General features: G+C 62.1%; 15 protein-coding genes. 6 read left to right on the top strand and 9 right to left on the bottom strand.

Annotated elements, in window-relative coordinates; all coding sequences use genetic code 11:
- Nucleotides 1-46: 46 nt before the first annotated feature.
- Nucleotides 47-286 (bottom strand): DUF3203 family protein, encoded by a 240-nt coding sequence (locus AC07XM_RS04245; RefSeq protein ID WP_102688783.1) that lies wholly within the window; start codon nucleotides 284-286, stop codon nucleotides 47-49.
- Between the two features lie 189 nt (nucleotides 287-475).
- Here AC07XM_RS04245 and AC07XM_RS04240 point away from each other — a divergent pair, with 189 nt between their 5' ends.
- Nucleotides 476-982 (top strand): MgtC/SapB family protein, encoded by a 507-nt coding sequence (locus tag AC07XM_RS04240; protein WP_016487406.1) that lies wholly within the window; start codon nucleotides 476-478, stop codon nucleotides 980-982.
- A gap of 545 nt (nucleotides 983-1,527) precedes the next feature.
- On the opposite strand, the gene AC07XM_RS04235 is transcribed toward AC07XM_RS04240, so the two are convergent.
- From AC07XM_RS04235 to AC07XM_RS04225, 3 genes are all read right to left on the bottom strand, one after another.
- Nucleotides 1,528-2,427, bottom strand: coding sequence for a hydroxymethylglutaryl-CoA lyase (locus tag AC07XM_RS04235; protein ID WP_016487405.1), 900 nt, complete (start codon nucleotides 2,425-2,427; stop codon nucleotides 1,528-1,530).
- Between the two features lie 19 nt (nucleotides 2,428-2,446).
- Nucleotides 2,447-2,845, bottom strand: coding sequence for a MerR family transcriptional regulator (locus tag AC07XM_RS04230; RefSeq protein WP_016487404.1), 399 nt, complete (start codon nucleotides 2,843-2,845; stop codon nucleotides 2,447-2,449).
- A 200-nt stretch (nucleotides 2,846-3,045) separates the two neighbouring features.
- Nucleotides 3,046-3,924 carry a helix-turn-helix domain-containing protein gene (locus AC07XM_RS04225; protein WP_016487403.1) on the bottom strand — a complete coding sequence of 293 codons (879 nt, stop codon included), beginning with the start codon at nucleotides 3,922-3,924 and terminating at the stop codon, nucleotides 3,046-3,048.
- A 172-nt stretch (nucleotides 3,925-4,096) separates the two neighbouring features.
- Between AC07XM_RS04225 and pobA the strand changes: the two genes are divergently transcribed.
- The gene (gene pobA / locus AC07XM_RS04220) at nucleotides 4,097-5,284 is read left to right on the top strand and encodes a 4-hydroxybenzoate 3-monooxygenase (RefSeq protein WP_016487402.1); all 1,188 of its coding nucleotides are present in this window, start codon (nucleotides 4,097-4,099) and stop codon (nucleotides 5,282-5,284) included.
- Between the two features lie 140 nt (nucleotides 5,285-5,424).
- On the opposite strand, the gene AC07XM_RS04215 is transcribed toward pobA, so the two are convergent.
- The gene (locus AC07XM_RS04215) at nucleotides 5,425-6,075 is read right to left on the bottom strand and encodes an ankyrin repeat domain-containing protein (RefSeq protein ID WP_102688784.1); all 651 of its coding nucleotides are present in this window, start codon (nucleotides 6,073-6,075) and stop codon (nucleotides 5,425-5,427) included.
- A 116-nt stretch (nucleotides 6,076-6,191) separates the two neighbouring features.
- Here AC07XM_RS04215 and ggt point away from each other — a divergent pair, with 116 nt between their 5' ends.
- The gene (gene ggt / locus AC07XM_RS04210) at nucleotides 6,192-7,982 is read left to right on the top strand and encodes a gamma-glutamyltransferase (RefSeq protein ID WP_102688785.1); all 1,791 of its coding nucleotides are present in this window, start codon (nucleotides 6,192-6,194) and stop codon (nucleotides 7,980-7,982) included.
- A gap of 44 nt (nucleotides 7,983-8,026) precedes the next feature.
- The gene (locus AC07XM_RS04205; protein ID WP_016487399.1) at nucleotides 8,027-8,908 is read left to right on the top strand and encodes a LysR substrate-binding domain-containing protein; all 882 of its coding nucleotides are present in this window, start codon (nucleotides 8,027-8,029) and stop codon (nucleotides 8,906-8,908) included.
- A gap of 87 nt (nucleotides 8,909-8,995) precedes the next feature.
- Here the strand turns inward: AC07XM_RS04205 and ctlX are convergent, their stop codons facing one another.
- Entirely contained in the window at nucleotides 8,996-9,949 is a 954-nt protein-coding gene (gene ctlX / locus AC07XM_RS04200; protein ID WP_049870359.1) for a citrulline utilization hydrolase CtlX, read from the bottom strand.
- A 25-nt stretch (nucleotides 9,950-9,974) separates the two neighbouring features.
- Nucleotides 9,975-11,027, bottom strand: a complete 1,053-nt coding sequence (ocd, locus tag AC07XM_RS04195) for an ornithine cyclodeaminase (RefSeq protein WP_016487397.1) — start codon at nucleotides 11,025-11,027, stop codon at nucleotides 9,975-9,977.
- A 191-nt stretch (nucleotides 11,028-11,218) separates the two neighbouring features.
- Between ocd and AC07XM_RS04190 the strand changes: the two genes are divergently transcribed.
- Both AC07XM_RS04190 and AC07XM_RS04185 read left to right on the top strand, forming a co-directional pair.
- Nucleotides 11,219-11,641, top strand: a complete 423-nt coding sequence (locus AC07XM_RS04190; protein WP_016499380.1) for an Lrp/AsnC family transcriptional regulator — start codon at nucleotides 11,219-11,221, stop codon at nucleotides 11,639-11,641.
- 343 nt (nucleotides 11,642-11,984) lie between these two features.
- On the top strand, nucleotides 11,985-13,412 hold the full coding sequence (locus AC07XM_RS04185) for an amino acid permease (protein ID WP_024717557.1): 1,428 nt from the start codon (nucleotides 11,985-11,987) through the stop codon (nucleotides 13,410-13,412).
- A gap of 155 nt (nucleotides 13,413-13,567) precedes the next feature.
- On the opposite strand, the gene AC07XM_RS04180 is transcribed toward AC07XM_RS04185, so the two are convergent.
- Both AC07XM_RS04180 and AC07XM_RS04175 read right to left on the bottom strand, forming a co-directional pair.
- Entirely contained in the window at nucleotides 13,568-14,167 is a 600-nt protein-coding gene (locus AC07XM_RS04180) for an START domain-containing protein (RefSeq protein ID WP_016487395.1), read from the bottom strand.
- Between the two features lie 90 nt (nucleotides 14,168-14,257).
- The gene (locus AC07XM_RS04175; protein ID WP_102688786.1) at nucleotides 14,258-15,094 is read right to left on the bottom strand and encodes a bifunctional allantoicase/(S)-ureidoglycine aminohydrolase; all 837 of its coding nucleotides are present in this window, start codon (nucleotides 15,092-15,094) and stop codon (nucleotides 14,258-14,260) included.
- Nucleotides 15,095-15,153 lie beyond the last annotated feature (59 nt).

The raw sequence follows: 15,153 nt of genomic DNA, 5'->3' as shown, positions 1-15,153 counted from the left end.
TTGCGATAAAAACCGTATCAGATGTGCCGGTTGGCCCCGCCAGGCCCTAGATCACCGAACCTGGCACACTGGTCTTCAGGTGCCTGCGGCTATCCACCGCACCTGCCACGGTCAGTGCATCGGCTTCGGATTCGGTGATGGGCACGCGTTGGCCTGCGAGCAGTGCCACTGACATGCGCAGATTTTCGTCGGTGACGATTTCGACATCAGGGCCATCACCCTCGATACGCACGTTGTCGCCGATCAGCGTGCAGCGGCGAGTGGGTTCATCGATTTCAACGGGCATGGTGCAGTCCTCCTCGGGTTGTACAGGGTGGACCGCAATGAGGTGCTGGTTGCTGCATCAACAGGCTGAGCGGCACTTTGCCCTGTGTGCTGAGGTCAACCCTTGCATACGGCAGGCCGGGCTTTTCGCGGGCACCCCCGCGAAAAGGCCGGACCTGGCCATACAATGGTCAGCATGGGGACAACTGTGATGGACGTCATCTGGCAAGCAATCCAGGCCGAGTTCGCCGATGTCACCGATGAGCGCGAAGTGACGCGAATCCTCGTGCGGCTGCTTATGGCGGCAGTGCTTGGCGCTGTGCTGGGATTTGAACGTGAACACAAAGGCAAGTCTGCCGGCGTGCGCACCCACATGCTGGTTTCGCTGGGTGCGGCCCTGTTCGTGCTGGCGCCCAGTATGGCCGGGGCTGATGAGCAGGCGCTGAGCAGGGTGATCCAGGGTATCGTCGCCGGTATCGGTTTTCTGGGTGCGGGTACCATTCTCAAAGGAAACGGCCAGGACACCAGCCATGTGAAAGGCCTGACTACTGCCGCAGGGCTATGGATGACTGCAGCCATTGGTACCGCTGCCGGCATGGGGCGCGAAGCCACGGCGCTGATCAGCACGGTACTGGCCCTGCTGGTATTGGGCACGATGCCCATGCTGGTAGAAAAGGTAGAAGGACAGGGGGAGGAAAAGCAAAAGGAGGAGGAGTAGGGTGGGAAGCACTAAGGGGAGCCGAAGCTCCCCCCAAAGCGTTGCTGCTTGCTCTTTTTATTATTGAGGCTGGCTTTTTGTTGTTTTTGTAAGCCTGCCTTGGTGTTGCGTGCGACCCCCATGCGGGGTCAAGAGCAAACGTATTTTTTTGAGCGCTGACCTGCTTTCATCATGGCTGATCCGAACCTGGCTGTAGCTACTTTGAGGTAGTTTTATTGTTCTGTGCCAGACCGCGGGGCGTACCCCTGAAAAGCGTGTCGACTCCAAAAAGATCTGCTTGCTACGCCTCTGCCGTGTTGTTCTTGTTATGTCAGAGCCGTTACCTGTTGTTTTTATTGGGTGTCACATTTTTTTTGTTCTTGTACGAAAGATATAGCAGGGTGCGTGCCAACTTTTTTAAATCCTTTAAAATCAAGCGGTTGGCTATTTTTGGCAAAATCAGTCTGCCTGAAATTTTGTCGATTTGTTTCCCTGTTACCCGATTTTTTGCTGTGAAACGTGGGGGCGGTAACACTTCACCCACACGTATGTGACACCCGTGTGACTCAATGCGCGCTGCGCGCCCGCGCTACCCGCGACCCATTGCCACGGCCAAGCACACTGCTGATGCGCTGACCGGCGGCGATCAACCGGTCCAGGTCGATACCGGTGGCAATGCCCAACCCCTGGAGCAGGTACACCACATCTTCCGTGGCGATGTTGCCGGTAGCGCCTTTGGCGTACGGGCACCCACCCAGCCCGGCCACCGAGCTGTCGAACACGCTGATACCTTCGAGCAGGCTGGCATAGACGTTGGCCAACGCCTGGCCATAGGTATCATGAAAGTGCCCGGCAAGTTGCTCGCGCGGCACCTGGGCGGATACCACCTCGAACAGGCGGCGGGTATCGCCGGCGGTACCGGTGCCAATGGTGTCGCCCAGCGAGACCTCGTAACAGCCCATGTCATGCAGGGCGCGGGCTACCGGGGCCACCTGTTCGGCGCTGACCTTGCCCTCATAGGGGCAACCGAGTACGCACGACACATAGCCGCGCACGCGCACACCGTGGTTGTGCGCGGCCTCCATGATCGGTTCGAAGCGCTTGAGGCTGTCGCCGATCGAGCAATTGATGTTGCGCTGCGAGAACGCCTCGGAGGCGGCTGCGAACACCGCCACTTCCTTCACCCCGGCCGCCAGGGCGTCCTCGAAGCCGCGCAGGTTTGGCGCCAGTGCCGCATAGGTAACGCCGGGGCGTTGCTGAATACCGGCGAACACCTCGGCAGAGCCGGCCATCTGTGGCACCCACTTGGGCGAGACGAAACTGCCCACCTCGATATAGGCCAGGCCCGCCTCGGTGAGGTCGTCCACCAGGCGCACCTTGTCGGCAACGCTGATGGGCTGGGCTTCGTTCTGCAAACCGTCGCGGGGGCCTACTTCGACCAGACGGACTTCTTTGGGCAAGGGCATGGCGGGTTTCCTGTGGTGTTCAGCGGTTGTCTTTGTTGTTCAGGGTGGCGGCCAGGGCTTGCTCACAGCGCTCCTGGGCGGTGTCCAGCTCCAGTTGCATCTGGTGAATGTCGAGCATCTGCTGTTCCAGCTGTGCGCGCCGTTCGGCGATTTTCGCCAGCATGCTGTTGAGCTGCTTGAGGTTGCCGCTGGTGGGGTCGTACAGTTCGATCAGCTCGCGGCACTCGGCCAGCGAAAAGCCGATGCGCTTGCCGCGCAGGATGAGCTTCAGGCTGACCTTGTCGCGGGCCGTGTAGATACGTTCCAGGCCTCGGCGCTCGGGGCTCAGCAGGCCCTGCTCCTCGTAGAAGCGGATGGCGCGGGTGGTGATGTCCAGCTCGCGGGACAGGTCGGAGATGCTGTAGGTCTGGGTGCTCATGCTGGGGCTCGGCGTGGGGTATGCGTTTATCCTGACTGCAGGTTTACGTATACGTCAAGCAAGGGCTGAAAATGTGTGTGGCCTGCACCGGCCGCTTCGCGGGCTTGCCCGCTCCCACAGGGATTGCGTCAGGCTCGCAAGCGGCGCACTTCTGTGGGAGCGGGCAAGCCCGCGAAGAGGCCGATGCAGGTAACCCCATTTCATTCCGGCTGCACCGACCGACGATATCCATTGGGCGTCTGCCCACTCAAGCGCTTGAACCAGCGGGCAAAGTATGTCGGGTCGGTGAACCCCAGGCTGTCCGACAGCTGCCCGATACTCATCCGCGTGTAAATCAGGTTGCGACGCGCCTCCAGCAACAAACGCTGGTGCAGCACCTGCAGCGCAGTCTGCCCACTCAGCGCCCGGCACAACTGGTTCAGTTGCAGGCTCGGAATATTCAGTCGCGCGGCGAAGTCCTCCATCGACAGGTGCTCGCGGTAATGCGCCTCCACCAGTCGCAAGTACTGCCCCAGCAACTGGCGGTCACGCTCATCCCGATTGCGGGGCGCCTGCCCAGGTTGCGGGCGGCGGCTGATCCACACCATCAACGTGGTTACCAGCGCCTCCAGCAAGGCTGCCCGTGCCGGGGCATTGCCCTGGTACTCCTGCTGCAAGGTGCCGATCAGGCTGCGCAGGTGCACGCGGTCCTGGCCGAGCGGGTAACACCCAGGTTTTGCCAGCACCGTCAGCGGCATGCCCAGGCGTTGTTCCAGGTTTGCCACCAGTGCGGTGCCAAAGGTCAGCACATACCCCTGGATATCGGCACTGAAGCGAAAGCCATGCACGGTCATTGGCGGCACCACCTGGATCGCTGGCTCACCGATGGCGCTGCGCACGCCTTCGATCTCCACCAGGGCCTGACCGCGCTGTACGTACAGCAGCTGGAACAGCTCGGCATGCTGGTGCGGCTTGATCTCCCAGTGGTGCAGGCGGCTACGCGCCGGGATCGACTCGCAGTGCAGCAAGTCGGTGCCGGGCCAGGCCTGGTTTTCGCCATAGAGCTTGAACAAGGGGACGCCGGGGAGGGTGGATTTCATGCAGGCTGGCCTGTCCGTTAATCGAACGATTTTTGTAAAAGTGCAGGTTATTCATGGAATAGCACAGTTAGTTGGCAGTTTTTGCCAGTAAAAATGCAAAGGCAAACCCTAACAGCAGATGCCGCCCCACTGCCAGTCCAGGGCCGGCATCGTCCGAAAAGAGACAACAACAATGAAAACTCAGGTTGCAATTATTGGTGCAGGTCCGTCTGGCCTGCTGCTGGGCCAACTGCTGCACAAGGCCGGTATCGATAACGTCATCGTCGAACGCCAGACGCCCGAGTACGTCCTTGGCCGCATCCGCGCCGGTGTGCTGGAGCAAGGCACTGTCGACCTGCTGCGCGAAGCCGGTGTGGCCGAACGCATGGACCGTGAAGGCCTGGTGCACGAAGGGGTCGAGCTATTGGTTGGCGGGCGCCGTCAACGCCTGGACCTCAAGGCCTTGACCGGTGGCAAGACGGTGATGGTGTATGGCCAGACCGAAGTCACCCGTGACCTGATGCAGGCCCGCGAAGCCAGCGGCGCGCCGATCATCTATGCTGCCAGCAATGTCCAGCCGCATGAGTTGAAGGGCGAGAAGCCGTATCTGACCTACGAAAAAGATGGCCGCGTGCACCGGGTGGACTGCGACTATATCGCCGGCTGTGACGGCTTCCATGGTGTCTCCCGGCAAAGCATCCCCGAGGGCGTGCTGAAGCAATACGAACGCGTTTACCCGTTTGGCTGGTTGGGCCTGCTGTCGGACACACCGCCGGTCAATCACGAGTTGATCTATGCCCACCATGCGCGTGGCTTCGCGTTGTGCAGCCAACGCTCGCAAACACGCAGCCGCTACTACCTGCAGGTACCTTTGCAGGACCGTGTCGAGGCGTGGTCTGACGAGCGTTTCTGGGACGAACTGAAAGCCCGCCTGCCCGCTGACGTAGCGGCGGATCTGGTGACCGGCCCAGCCCTGGAAAAAAGTATTGCGCCGCTGCGCAGCCTGGTGGTCGAACCCATGCAGTACGGCCACCTGTTCCTGGTGGGAGACGCTGCGCACATCGTCCCACCCACCGGTGCCAAAGGCCTGAACCTGGCAGCTTCGGACGTCAACTACCTCTACCGCATTCTGGTCAAGGTGTACCGCGAAGGGCGTATCGACCTGCTTCAACAGTATTCGCCGCTGGCCTTGCGCCGGGTGTGGAAGGGCGAGCGTTTCAGCTGGTTCATGACCCAGCTGCTGCATGACTTCGGCAGCCAAAAGGATGCCTGGGACCAGAAGATGCAGGAGGCTGACCGCGAGTACTTCCTGAACTCCGCGGCGGGCTTGCTGAACATTGCCGAGAACTATGTGGGGCTGCCGTACGAAGAAGTCGTCTGAGTTTCTGTGCTGCCTGTCCTGGCCCCATCGCCGGCAAGCCAGCTCCCACAGGTACTGCACATGACTTGAATACGATGCGGCCAATGTGGGTGCTGGCTTGCCGGCGATCACGGGCGAAGCCCGTGCCCTGCAAACCTTGCCTACTGGGCCAGCAGCGCCTCCATCTCCCGATACCCTCGCTGGCGCGCATGCTCCAGCGCGGTGACCCCCTCCTGGTCGGCAATCTGCCGGTCCGCACCTGCCGCCAGCAGCCGGCGCACAATCTCCACATGTCGCGGTCCGCCATCCCCCAGAATCACTGCCTCCATGAGCGCGGTCCAGTGCAGCCGGTTCAAGTGGTTCACGTCCACCCCGGCATCGATCAGCATCTGCACTGTTTCTACATGCCCACGCTCGGCCGCCGGTATCAACGCAGTTCCCCCGTATCGGTTGGTGCTCTTGAGGTCGGCACCGTGGCTCAGGATTAGCCGCAGTATATCGTTCAGGCCCCGGGCGCCAGCATACAGGTAAGGGCTGTCAGCAATATTGTCCTGGGCGTTCACATCGGCACCGGCCTGGATCAGCGCTTGCGCCGCCGCCACCTGGTTGGCGTGGGTGGCCACCAGCAGGGCAGTGCGCCCTTGCTCATCACGGCTTTCCAGTTGGGCACCTTGCGCCAGCAACTGTTGCAGGGTGTGCACGTCGTTGTGGCGGGCGGCGGTGTGCAGGCGGTAGTCCATGGTGGTGTTCTCGGCGTGGGCGGCAAGGCTGGTGAACAGGGCAAACAGCATGGCTGCGACGGGTCTACGCATGGGGTGTGCTCCGGATTGGCCTGCCTGCATCCTAGAAAAATCGCACCAAGTCTTGAAGTTAAGTTTGCGCATGACCGACAGTGGTCTGCTGAATAGACAAGGCAGGAAGCAAAACGATGAAGTTCTCCGCACCGGTGATGAGCGCGCTGTGCCTGGCGATCGCCAGTGGGTGGGCCTGTGCCGATCACGTGTTGCCCGCGCCACCCGAACGGGCCTCCGGCTACCGCACTGGCCTGCAGCCGGTGCACGCCAACCGGCATATGGCCGCCGCCGCCAACCCGCTGGCCAGTGAAGCGGGGCGGGCGATGTTGCGTGCCGGTGGCAGTGCCATTGACGCCGCCATCGCCATGCAGATGGTGCTGACCTTGGTCGAGCCGCAATCCAGTGGCATTGGGGGTGGGGCCTTTATCCTCTACTGGGACGGGAAGCGCGTGCAGGCTTTCGACGGCCGCGAGGCAGCCCCGTCGCAGGTAACGGAAAAGCTGTTCTTGCAAGCCGATGGTTCACCGATGCCCTTCAGGTCGGCACAGATCGGCGGGCGTTCAGTGGGGGTGCCCGGGGTTTTGCGCGCGCTGAAGCTGGCTCACGAGCAGCACGGCAAGCTGCCTTGGCAGCAACTCTTTGCCCCGGCCATTGCGTTGGCACGTAGCGGTTTCCCGGTATCCGAGCGCCTTCACACCCTGGTGGCCGGTGACCCGTATATTGCCCGTTCACCGGCCATGGCTCGCTACTTCCTGGATAAAAAAGGCAAGCCGCTGCCAGTGGGTACAACGTTGCGCAACCCCGAACTTGCGCAAACGCTCGAGCAAATTGCCGCGCACGGTCCCCAGGCGTTCTACACCGGTGAAATCGCCGCGGCCATCGTGGCCAAGGTGCGCAGCCATGCCAATGCCGGTTATTTGTCGTTGCAAGACCTCGAGCGGTACGGTGCCAAGGAGCGCGAGCCGGTGTGTGGCCCTTACAAGGCCTGGCGCATCTGCGGCATGCCGCCGCCGTCGTCGGGCGGGGTGACGGTGTTGCAGACGCTGGGCATGCTTGAAGCCGTGCAGCGCACCACGCCACAACGCGATCTGGCGGCGTTGCGGCCGCTGGCGAACGCGTCCCCGGCAGGCCTGGAGGCATCGCCGCTGGCCGTGCACCTGATCGCCGAAGCCGAGCGCCTGGCCTATGCCGACCGCGCTCAGTACCTGGCCGACAGCGATTATGTGCCGGTCCCGGTCAAGGCCCTGACCGACGCCACCTACCTGGCCCGCCGGGCATCACAGATTGGGGCATACAGCATGAAGCGCGCTCGCCCGGGCCAACCGCCAGGCGCCGACCTGGCCCTGGCGCCCGATCGCTCGCCTTTGCGCATTTCCACTTCGCACCTCAGCGCAGTGGATGACAGCGGCCAGGCACTGGCCATGACCACCTCGGTGGAGGCCGCGTTCGGTTCGCACCTGATGGTCAAGGGCTTCCTGCTCAACAACCACCTGACGGACTTCTCGTTCATCCCTCAGGAGCACGGCAAGCCTGTGGCCAACCGGGTGCAGCCGGGCAAGCGGCCACTGTCGGCGATGGCGCCCACGCTGGTGTTTTCGCGGGCCTCTGGCGAGCTTGTGGCCAGCCTTGGTTCGCCAGGGGGCTCGCAGATCATTGGCTACGTGAACAAGGCGCTGATCGGCTTGCTGGATTGGCAGCTCGACCCGCAGCAGGCGGCCGGCTTGCCCAACTTCGGCAGCCGCAATGCCGGCACCGAAGTGGAAGCGGGGCTCGCCAGCCCATCGCTGATCCGCCAATTGGCAGCCTGGGGCCATGAGGTCACGCCGATGACCATGACCAGTGGCATGCAGATCATCCAGCGCAGCGGCGATGGCTGGTCCGGTGGCGCCGACCCTCGGCGTGAAGGTGTGGCCCTTGGCGACTAGCCGTGATAGAACGCAGTCTTGCCATTCAGCAGTTGAATACCAACATGTCTATCAGCGTGAAATCGAATAGAGCCCTGTTCGACCTCGACCTGCTACGCGCCATCGTGGTGGTGGCCGATTGCGGCAGCTTCACCACGGCGGCGGCGCGCCTGCACTCGACCCAGTCGACCATCAGCCAAAAGGTGCGCCGCCTGGAGGACATGGTCGGCCATCGCCTGTTGGTGCGGGGTAACCGCGATGTGCTACCGACCGACGCCGGGCAGACCTTGCTCGGCTACGCCCGGCACATGCTGGCGCTGAATGACCAGATGCTCGAAGCCCTGGCCGGGGCGATGGTGGGCACCACCGTACGCCTGGGCGTGCCCGAGGACTTCGTTGGCGGGCGCACCACCAATGCGCTGTCGGCGTTCAGCCGGCTGCACCCGCAAGTGAAACTGGAAGTGACCAGCGGCCTGTGCCGCGACCTCAGCCAGGCCTACGACAACGGTGAACTGGACCTGGTGCTGCTCAAGCAGCGGCGCAACACCCGGGAGGGCGTGGCTTGCTGGCCCGAGCGCCTGCAATGGATCGACAGTGCGCGCACCCCCGCCTTTGAGCTGGACCCGATCCCGCTGGTGACCTTCCCGCCGCGCGGCCTGTACCGCGAAGACATGATCAACGCGATCGAAAGCATGGGCCGGCGCTGGCGCATCAGTTTCACCAGTTCCAGCCTCAGCGGTATCCAGGCGGCAGTTGCCGATGGCATGGGCATCAGCCTGCTGCCACCAAGGGCGGCTACGGGGGAGCACCGGGTGCTGGGGGCAGGGCAGGGGCTACCGGAGGTCGACAGCTATGAAATCGTCATCGTCCACCGGCCGACGGCGGATGTGATGGTCAAGGCGTTGGCCGAGGTCATGACACAACTGCTGGCGGGCGGTGGGATCTGAGCCGGCCTGACGAACTGACGCGGTCTTTGTGGGGCGCCCCGGCAGGGCCGCTCCCACAGAAGATCGAGTCGGCCGACGGTTGATGGGTCAGGCGCAAGCCGCAGCGAGGCGTGGCGACAGATGAATGCCGGCGATCATGCAGCGCACTGAGCCGCCGGCCATCTCAATGGTCGGCACGTCCAGCGGCACCAGCCGCGCCGAGCGCTCGATGCGCTGGCGTTGCTCACCGGTCAGGCTGTCGAAGGCCTTGCGTGACAGTGCCAGGATTCGCCCGTCACGCCCGGACAGCTCGATGGCATTGCCGGCAAACTGGCTGATCTGCTGGTTACTCAGGTCAATCACGTCGCGGCCCGATTCGATCAGCCGCATGCGCACTTCCTCGGCCCGCGCCTTGTTGGTGAACGTGCCAAAACCCACCAGTGCAAATTCGGTCGCCACGCACATCAGTACGTTGGTGTGGTAGATCGGCGTGCCTTGCTCGTCGGCCGTGTCGAACACCATCGGCTCGAAGTTGAAGTGCGTGCTGAAGCGCTCGAGGGCGATCGGGTCGGCGCGGTTGGAACGTGCGGTGTAAGCCACCCGCGACAGGTGGTCGAAGACCATGGCGCCGGTCCCTTCAAGAAACAGTTCGTCTTGCTCCAGCCCTGAATAATCGATGACATCTTGCACGCGGTACTCATGTTTGAGCATCTCGATCACATCCGCGCGCCGCTCGCGGCGGCGGTTGCGCGAATACATCGAGTAGATTGCGATGTGTCCACCGGGGTGGGTAGAGAACCAGTTATTGGGGAACACCGAGTCCGGGGTGTTGTGTTCGCCGAAATCATCGAACAGGTGTACCCGCACGCCTTCGGCCTCAAGGCGACCGGCGGCCTGCGTGACTTCATCGCGGGCAACCTCGGCGAGCGCCTGTGCGGCGAGGCCGGGGCTGCTGCGCTGGAACGAGTTGTCGGCTGCGGTTTCCGGGTTGGGGGTGAACGCATGTGGCCTGACCATGACCACTGCTGCAGGTGCTTGAATCGAACGCGTTGGAAATGCCATGAGAAATACCGGGTTGAGAGCAGGGTTAAGCAACGCGTCGGATACGGCTTTTGGCAGCACGGCCGCGGGTGTGGCTGAACAGGTCTTTCGGGTCGTCTTCCACCCATGGCACCAGGTCGATCTTCGTGCCCATGCCGCGCTTTTCGGCCTGCTGTAGTACGTAACGTAGTACGGTGTAATCCTCCAGGGCGAAGCCCACCGAGTCGAATACGGTGACCTGGCGGTCGCTCTGGCGCCCCTCGGTTTCGCCGCGCAGCACACGCCACAGGTCAACCACCGGGAAGTCAGCGGGCAGCTGCTGAATGTCACCTTCGATACGGGTTTGCGGCTCGTACTCGACGAACACCCGGGCGTTGCGCAGCACATCGGCGTGCAGTTCGGTCTTGCCCGGGCAGTCGCCCCCCACGGCATTCAGGTGCATGCCAGGTTCGAGCATGTCCGGGGTGATGATGGTGGCGTAGGCCTTGTCGGCAGTGACCGTGGTGATGATGTCCACGCCTTTTACCGCTTCGGCCACCGAGCCGGCCCGGCGAATGGTGAGGCCGCTGTATTCCTTGAGGTTGGCAATCAGCTTGGCGGTGGCCAGCGGGTCGGTGTCATAGGCGACGATTTCTTCGATGCCCAAGTGCTTGTGGAACGCCAGCGCCTGGAATTCGCTTTGCGCGCCGTTGCCGATCAGCGCCATCTTGCGCGAGTTCGGTCGGGCCAGTGCCTGGGCTGCCATCAGCGAGGTGGCCGCAGTGCGCAGGGCGGTGGCAATGGTCAGTTCGGACAGCAGCACCGGGTAGCCGGTGTCGACATCGGCCAGTACGCCGAAGGCCATCACCGTATGCAGGTCACGTGCGGTGTTGGCCGGGTGGCCGTTGACGTATTTGAAGGCGTAGCGGCTGTTGTCGGCGACCGGCATCAGTTCGATCACACCCACTTCCGAGTGGCTGGCAACCCGTGCGGATTTATCAAACTCCTGCCAGCGTTTGAAGTCTTCACGCATGGCCGCAGCCAGTTCACCTATGAACGGCGCTACGCCGATGTCGTGCACCAAGTCCGACATGGTTGGAACATCAATGAAATACGTCATGCTCTTGCACCTTGTTATTGTGCGCTGCGCCCTGGATATTGCAGGGTGAGCGCTTAGGATTATCGAAGTGTCGCCGGCTCGAACATTTTGATGAAAGGTGGCGTCAACAGGAAGAATGCAGGTTGCCAGTTTCGCCAACTTTCTAGACAATCTGCCACCCCAAAGTAGCAATCTGATTATTTGGCAGGCATATGGACACTATCGATCGGGAACTGATTGCGCTGTTGCGGGACAATGCACGCACTCCCGTGCTGACCTTGGCAAAAAAACTCAAGGTGGCCAGGGCAACGGTGCAAAACCGCATCACCCGGCTCGAAGAGCAGGGCGTGATCATTGGCTACACGGTACGTTTGCGCTCCGATGCGCTGGACCAGGGCGTGCGGGCAATTACCAGCATAGGCATCAGCGGCCACCACGCTGCAGAGGTCAAGCACGCGCTGCGTGGGCACCCCAACGTGGTCGCCATCCACACCACCAATGGCCGTTGGGACCTGATGGCAGAGCTGCGCGCAGACACCCTTGAAGCGTTCGACCGGGCGCTGAATACCATTCGCTCCATTCCGCACATCGAGAATACCGAGACCAGCATCCTGCTCTCCACCTACAAGATGTGACCGCGGGGTCAGGCCTTTTGAAAGGCGCATTGCGCAAACTGTCACCCAGGCTTTCCACAGTGCAAAAAATCCCTTTGGCTGTGCGCATTCTGTAGCGTTCCGCTTGGCCCGGGCCACTGGCAGAATGAAACTGTTTTCGTGCAACGGTACAAGGCGCACCAACCAGGGTGCGTTTCAAACAATAAAAAAGCCCGCAGCTAAGTTGCACCGGGCGTGAGTGTCCGTTTTCGTTATTACCTGCGCTTTTATCATTTTCAATGACAGGGAACCTGCACCTTAGTGCCACTTACATGGTGCGGCGCGGGGCGCTGAAGTTTTACCAAAAAAGAATAAGAGGTCGACTATGCATCAAACGTGCAATGCGCAAAGCGCTGCTCCGCAAGAGGGCCGAGTGCTCAAGCGACGGCTGGAAAACCGACACATACAGCTTATTTCGATCAGTGGTGCCATTGGTACCGGGTTGTTTATGGGCTCGGGCAAGATCATTGCGCTGTCTGGCACTTCGATCATCCTCGTCTACGCCATCATCGGTTTTTTTGTGTTCTGCATCATGCGCGCCATGGGCGAGATGCTGCTGGCCAACCTGCAGATGGAATCGTTCGCTGACCTGGTGCACAACTACCTGGGGCCGCGGGCCGGTTACATTCTCAGCTGGTCGTACTGGCTCAGCTGGGTGGTGGCGGCGGTGGGCGACGTGGTGGTGGTCGCAGGGTTCGTGCAGTACTGGTACCCCGATGTGCCTACCTGGCTACCGGCTTTCGGCACCATGTTCCTGTTGCTGGGCCTGAACATGCTGGCGGTGAAGGCCTTTGGTGAAGTGGAGTTCTGGTTCGGCCTGATCAAGATCGTCGCCATCGTGCTGCTGGTGGTAACCGGCCTGGTGATGGTCGCCACCTCCTATACCTCGCCGGGCGGGGTGACGGCATCGTTCAGCCACCTGGTGGCCCCCGGCGTGGTCATGCCGCATGGCATCCTTGGCTTCCTCGCCGGGTTCCAGATCGCCATTTTCTCCTTCGTCGGCACCGAGCTGATCGGCACCGCAGCGGCAGAGGCCAAAGACCCCGAAAAGACCCTGCCCAAGGCGATCAACACCATCCCCGTGCGTATCCTGCTTTTCTACATCTGTTCGCTGGTGTGCATCATCAGTGTGGTGTCCTGGGCCAATGTGCCAGCCAACCGCAGCCCCTTCGTTGAATTGTTCCTGCTTGGCGGGTTGCCCGCTGCTGCTGGCATCATCAACTTCGTAGTGCTGACCTCCGCGGCATCGTCGGCCAACAGTGGCGTTTACTCGGGCTCGCGCATGCTCTATGGCCTGTCGCATCAACAACAGGCCCCGAAGGCGTTCGGGCGCCTGTCCGGGTCGGGTACGCCAGTGCGGGCGCTGGTATTCTCCGGGGTGTGCATGGCGATTGCGTTGACGCTGCTGTTCGTGATCCCGGAGGTGATGACCGTGTTCACCCTGGTGTCGACCATTTCTGCGGTAATGATCATCGTTACCTGGTCGCTGATCCTGCTGTCCTACTTTGCTTACCGCCGACAGAACCCGCAGGCCCATGAGCAGTCCAGGTTCAAGCTGCCGGGCGGCAAGGTCACCGCCGCGCTGGCGCAGCTATTCCTGATTTTCGTGCTGTGCCTGCTGGTGCTGGAACCGGACACCCGCACGGCGTTGTACGTGATGCCGCTGTGGTATGCGGGCCTGTTGCTGGCCTATCGGCGCAGGACCAAGGCCTCTGCCCAACCGCAGAGCGCTACTGCTGATTCGTTGATTTAGCGGGTGCTCTGTGGGAGCGGGCTGGCCCCGCGAACACCGGCAAAGCCGGTGCCAGGCACCGCAGGGTTGCCTTCGCGGGACAAGCCCGCTCCCACAGCAGTCCAAAAGGGCTGGCGATCTGCTACAGCGGCCAGGACAGGTAGTTCCAGCATTCTTCAGGGCTGGCGTTCAGCAACCGCCCGCAACGTACGCAACGTTACCACCGGCGCATCCACCACAAACCGGTTGGCCAGCCAGCCGGGCACATCGCCGGCAGGGTCGGCCTGCAACTGGTAGGTCACCTCCGTCTCGCGCTCGCCCAGGGGTTTCATGCGCCACTCACCGCGCAGATGCTGCACCCGGATCAGGCCGTCAACCTTGGGAATCCTGTCAGGCTCGGCGCTCAGGCGCCGCAGCAGGGTGCCGTCATCCAGGCGTTCGCTGGTGACTTTCAGCACAATGTCCCGCGGCATCGTCGGCCACGGCAGGTTGGTGGTCAGGTACACCCAGGTATTGGCGCCATCCACTTCCAGCAAACGCATCTGGTCACAGGCGTATAGCCATTTGCAGGCTACCCGCAGGTTCTCTTGCAGGTCGGTGAGGGTGCGCACGCTGGCTTTCATGGTACTTACACCACGAAATTGCTGGTAGGGCGTGTCATGCGCGCTGCTCAGGTACACGCGAATGCCTTCGCGGTCATAGGCCAGGTTCCACTCATCGGCGGCCGGGGCAGGGGTACACAGCAGCAGGGCAGTGAGCAGCAGGCAGCGGTTCATGGCCGGTACCGCGCGGGGGATGGGTGTTTGAGTATGCGCGGCAAACAGAAAGCCCGCCAGGTTGGCGGGCTTGCGGGCATCAGCCTGGGCTTAGCGCTTAGGGTTCAGCGTCAGGTGCACGTGACGGTTAACATCCTTGTACAGCAGGTAGCTGAAGTTGCCAGGGCCGCCGGCGTAGCAGGCTTGCGGGCAGAAGGCGCGCAGCCACATGAAGTCGCCGGCTTCCACTTCAACCCAGTCCTGGTTCAGGCGGTACACCGCCTTGCCTTCCAGCACGTACAGGCCATGTTCCATCACGTGGGTTTCAGCGAACGGAATAACGCCGCCCGGCTGGAAGGTGACGATGTTCACGTGCATGTCGTGGCGCATGTCGGCCATGTCGACAAAACGGGTGGTTTTCCAGCGGCCTTCGGTGCCCGGCATCTCGATGACGGTGGCGTTGTCGCGGTGGGTGACGAACGATTCCGGTACGTCCAGGCCCTCGACTTTCTGATAATGCTTGCGCAGCCAGTGGAAGGTGACGTTGGACTTGCTGTTGTTGCGCAGGCTCCACTCGGCGCCTGGCGCCAGGAAGGCATAGCCGCCGGGTACCAGGGTGTGGTGCTTGCCTTCCACGGTGATGTCCAGTTCGCCTTCGCCGATGAACACCACGGCTTCGGCGTTAGCGTCCAGCTCGGGGCGCTCGCTGCCGCCTTCCGGGGCCAGCTCGACGATGTACTGCGAGAAGGTTTCGGCAAAACCGGTCAGCGGGCGGGCGATGACCCACATGCGCATCTTGTCCCAGAACGGCAGGTGGCTGGTGACGATGTCACGCATCACGCCCTTGGGGATGACGGCATAGGCTTCGGTGAACATGGCACGGTCAGTCAGCAGCTCGGTTTGAGCCGGGTGCCCACCGTGGGGGGCGAAGTACGAATGGTTCGACATGGACAATCTCGACTTGTTGTTCTCTCCCCATGCCGTGAACCGCACCGGCCGGTGCGGCG

The organism is Pseudomonas sp. GW460-LB5, from assembly GCF_059423245.1.
The sequence above is the reverse complement of the archived record's forward strand: the minus strand, read 5'-3'. Positions and strand labels throughout refer to the sequence as shown.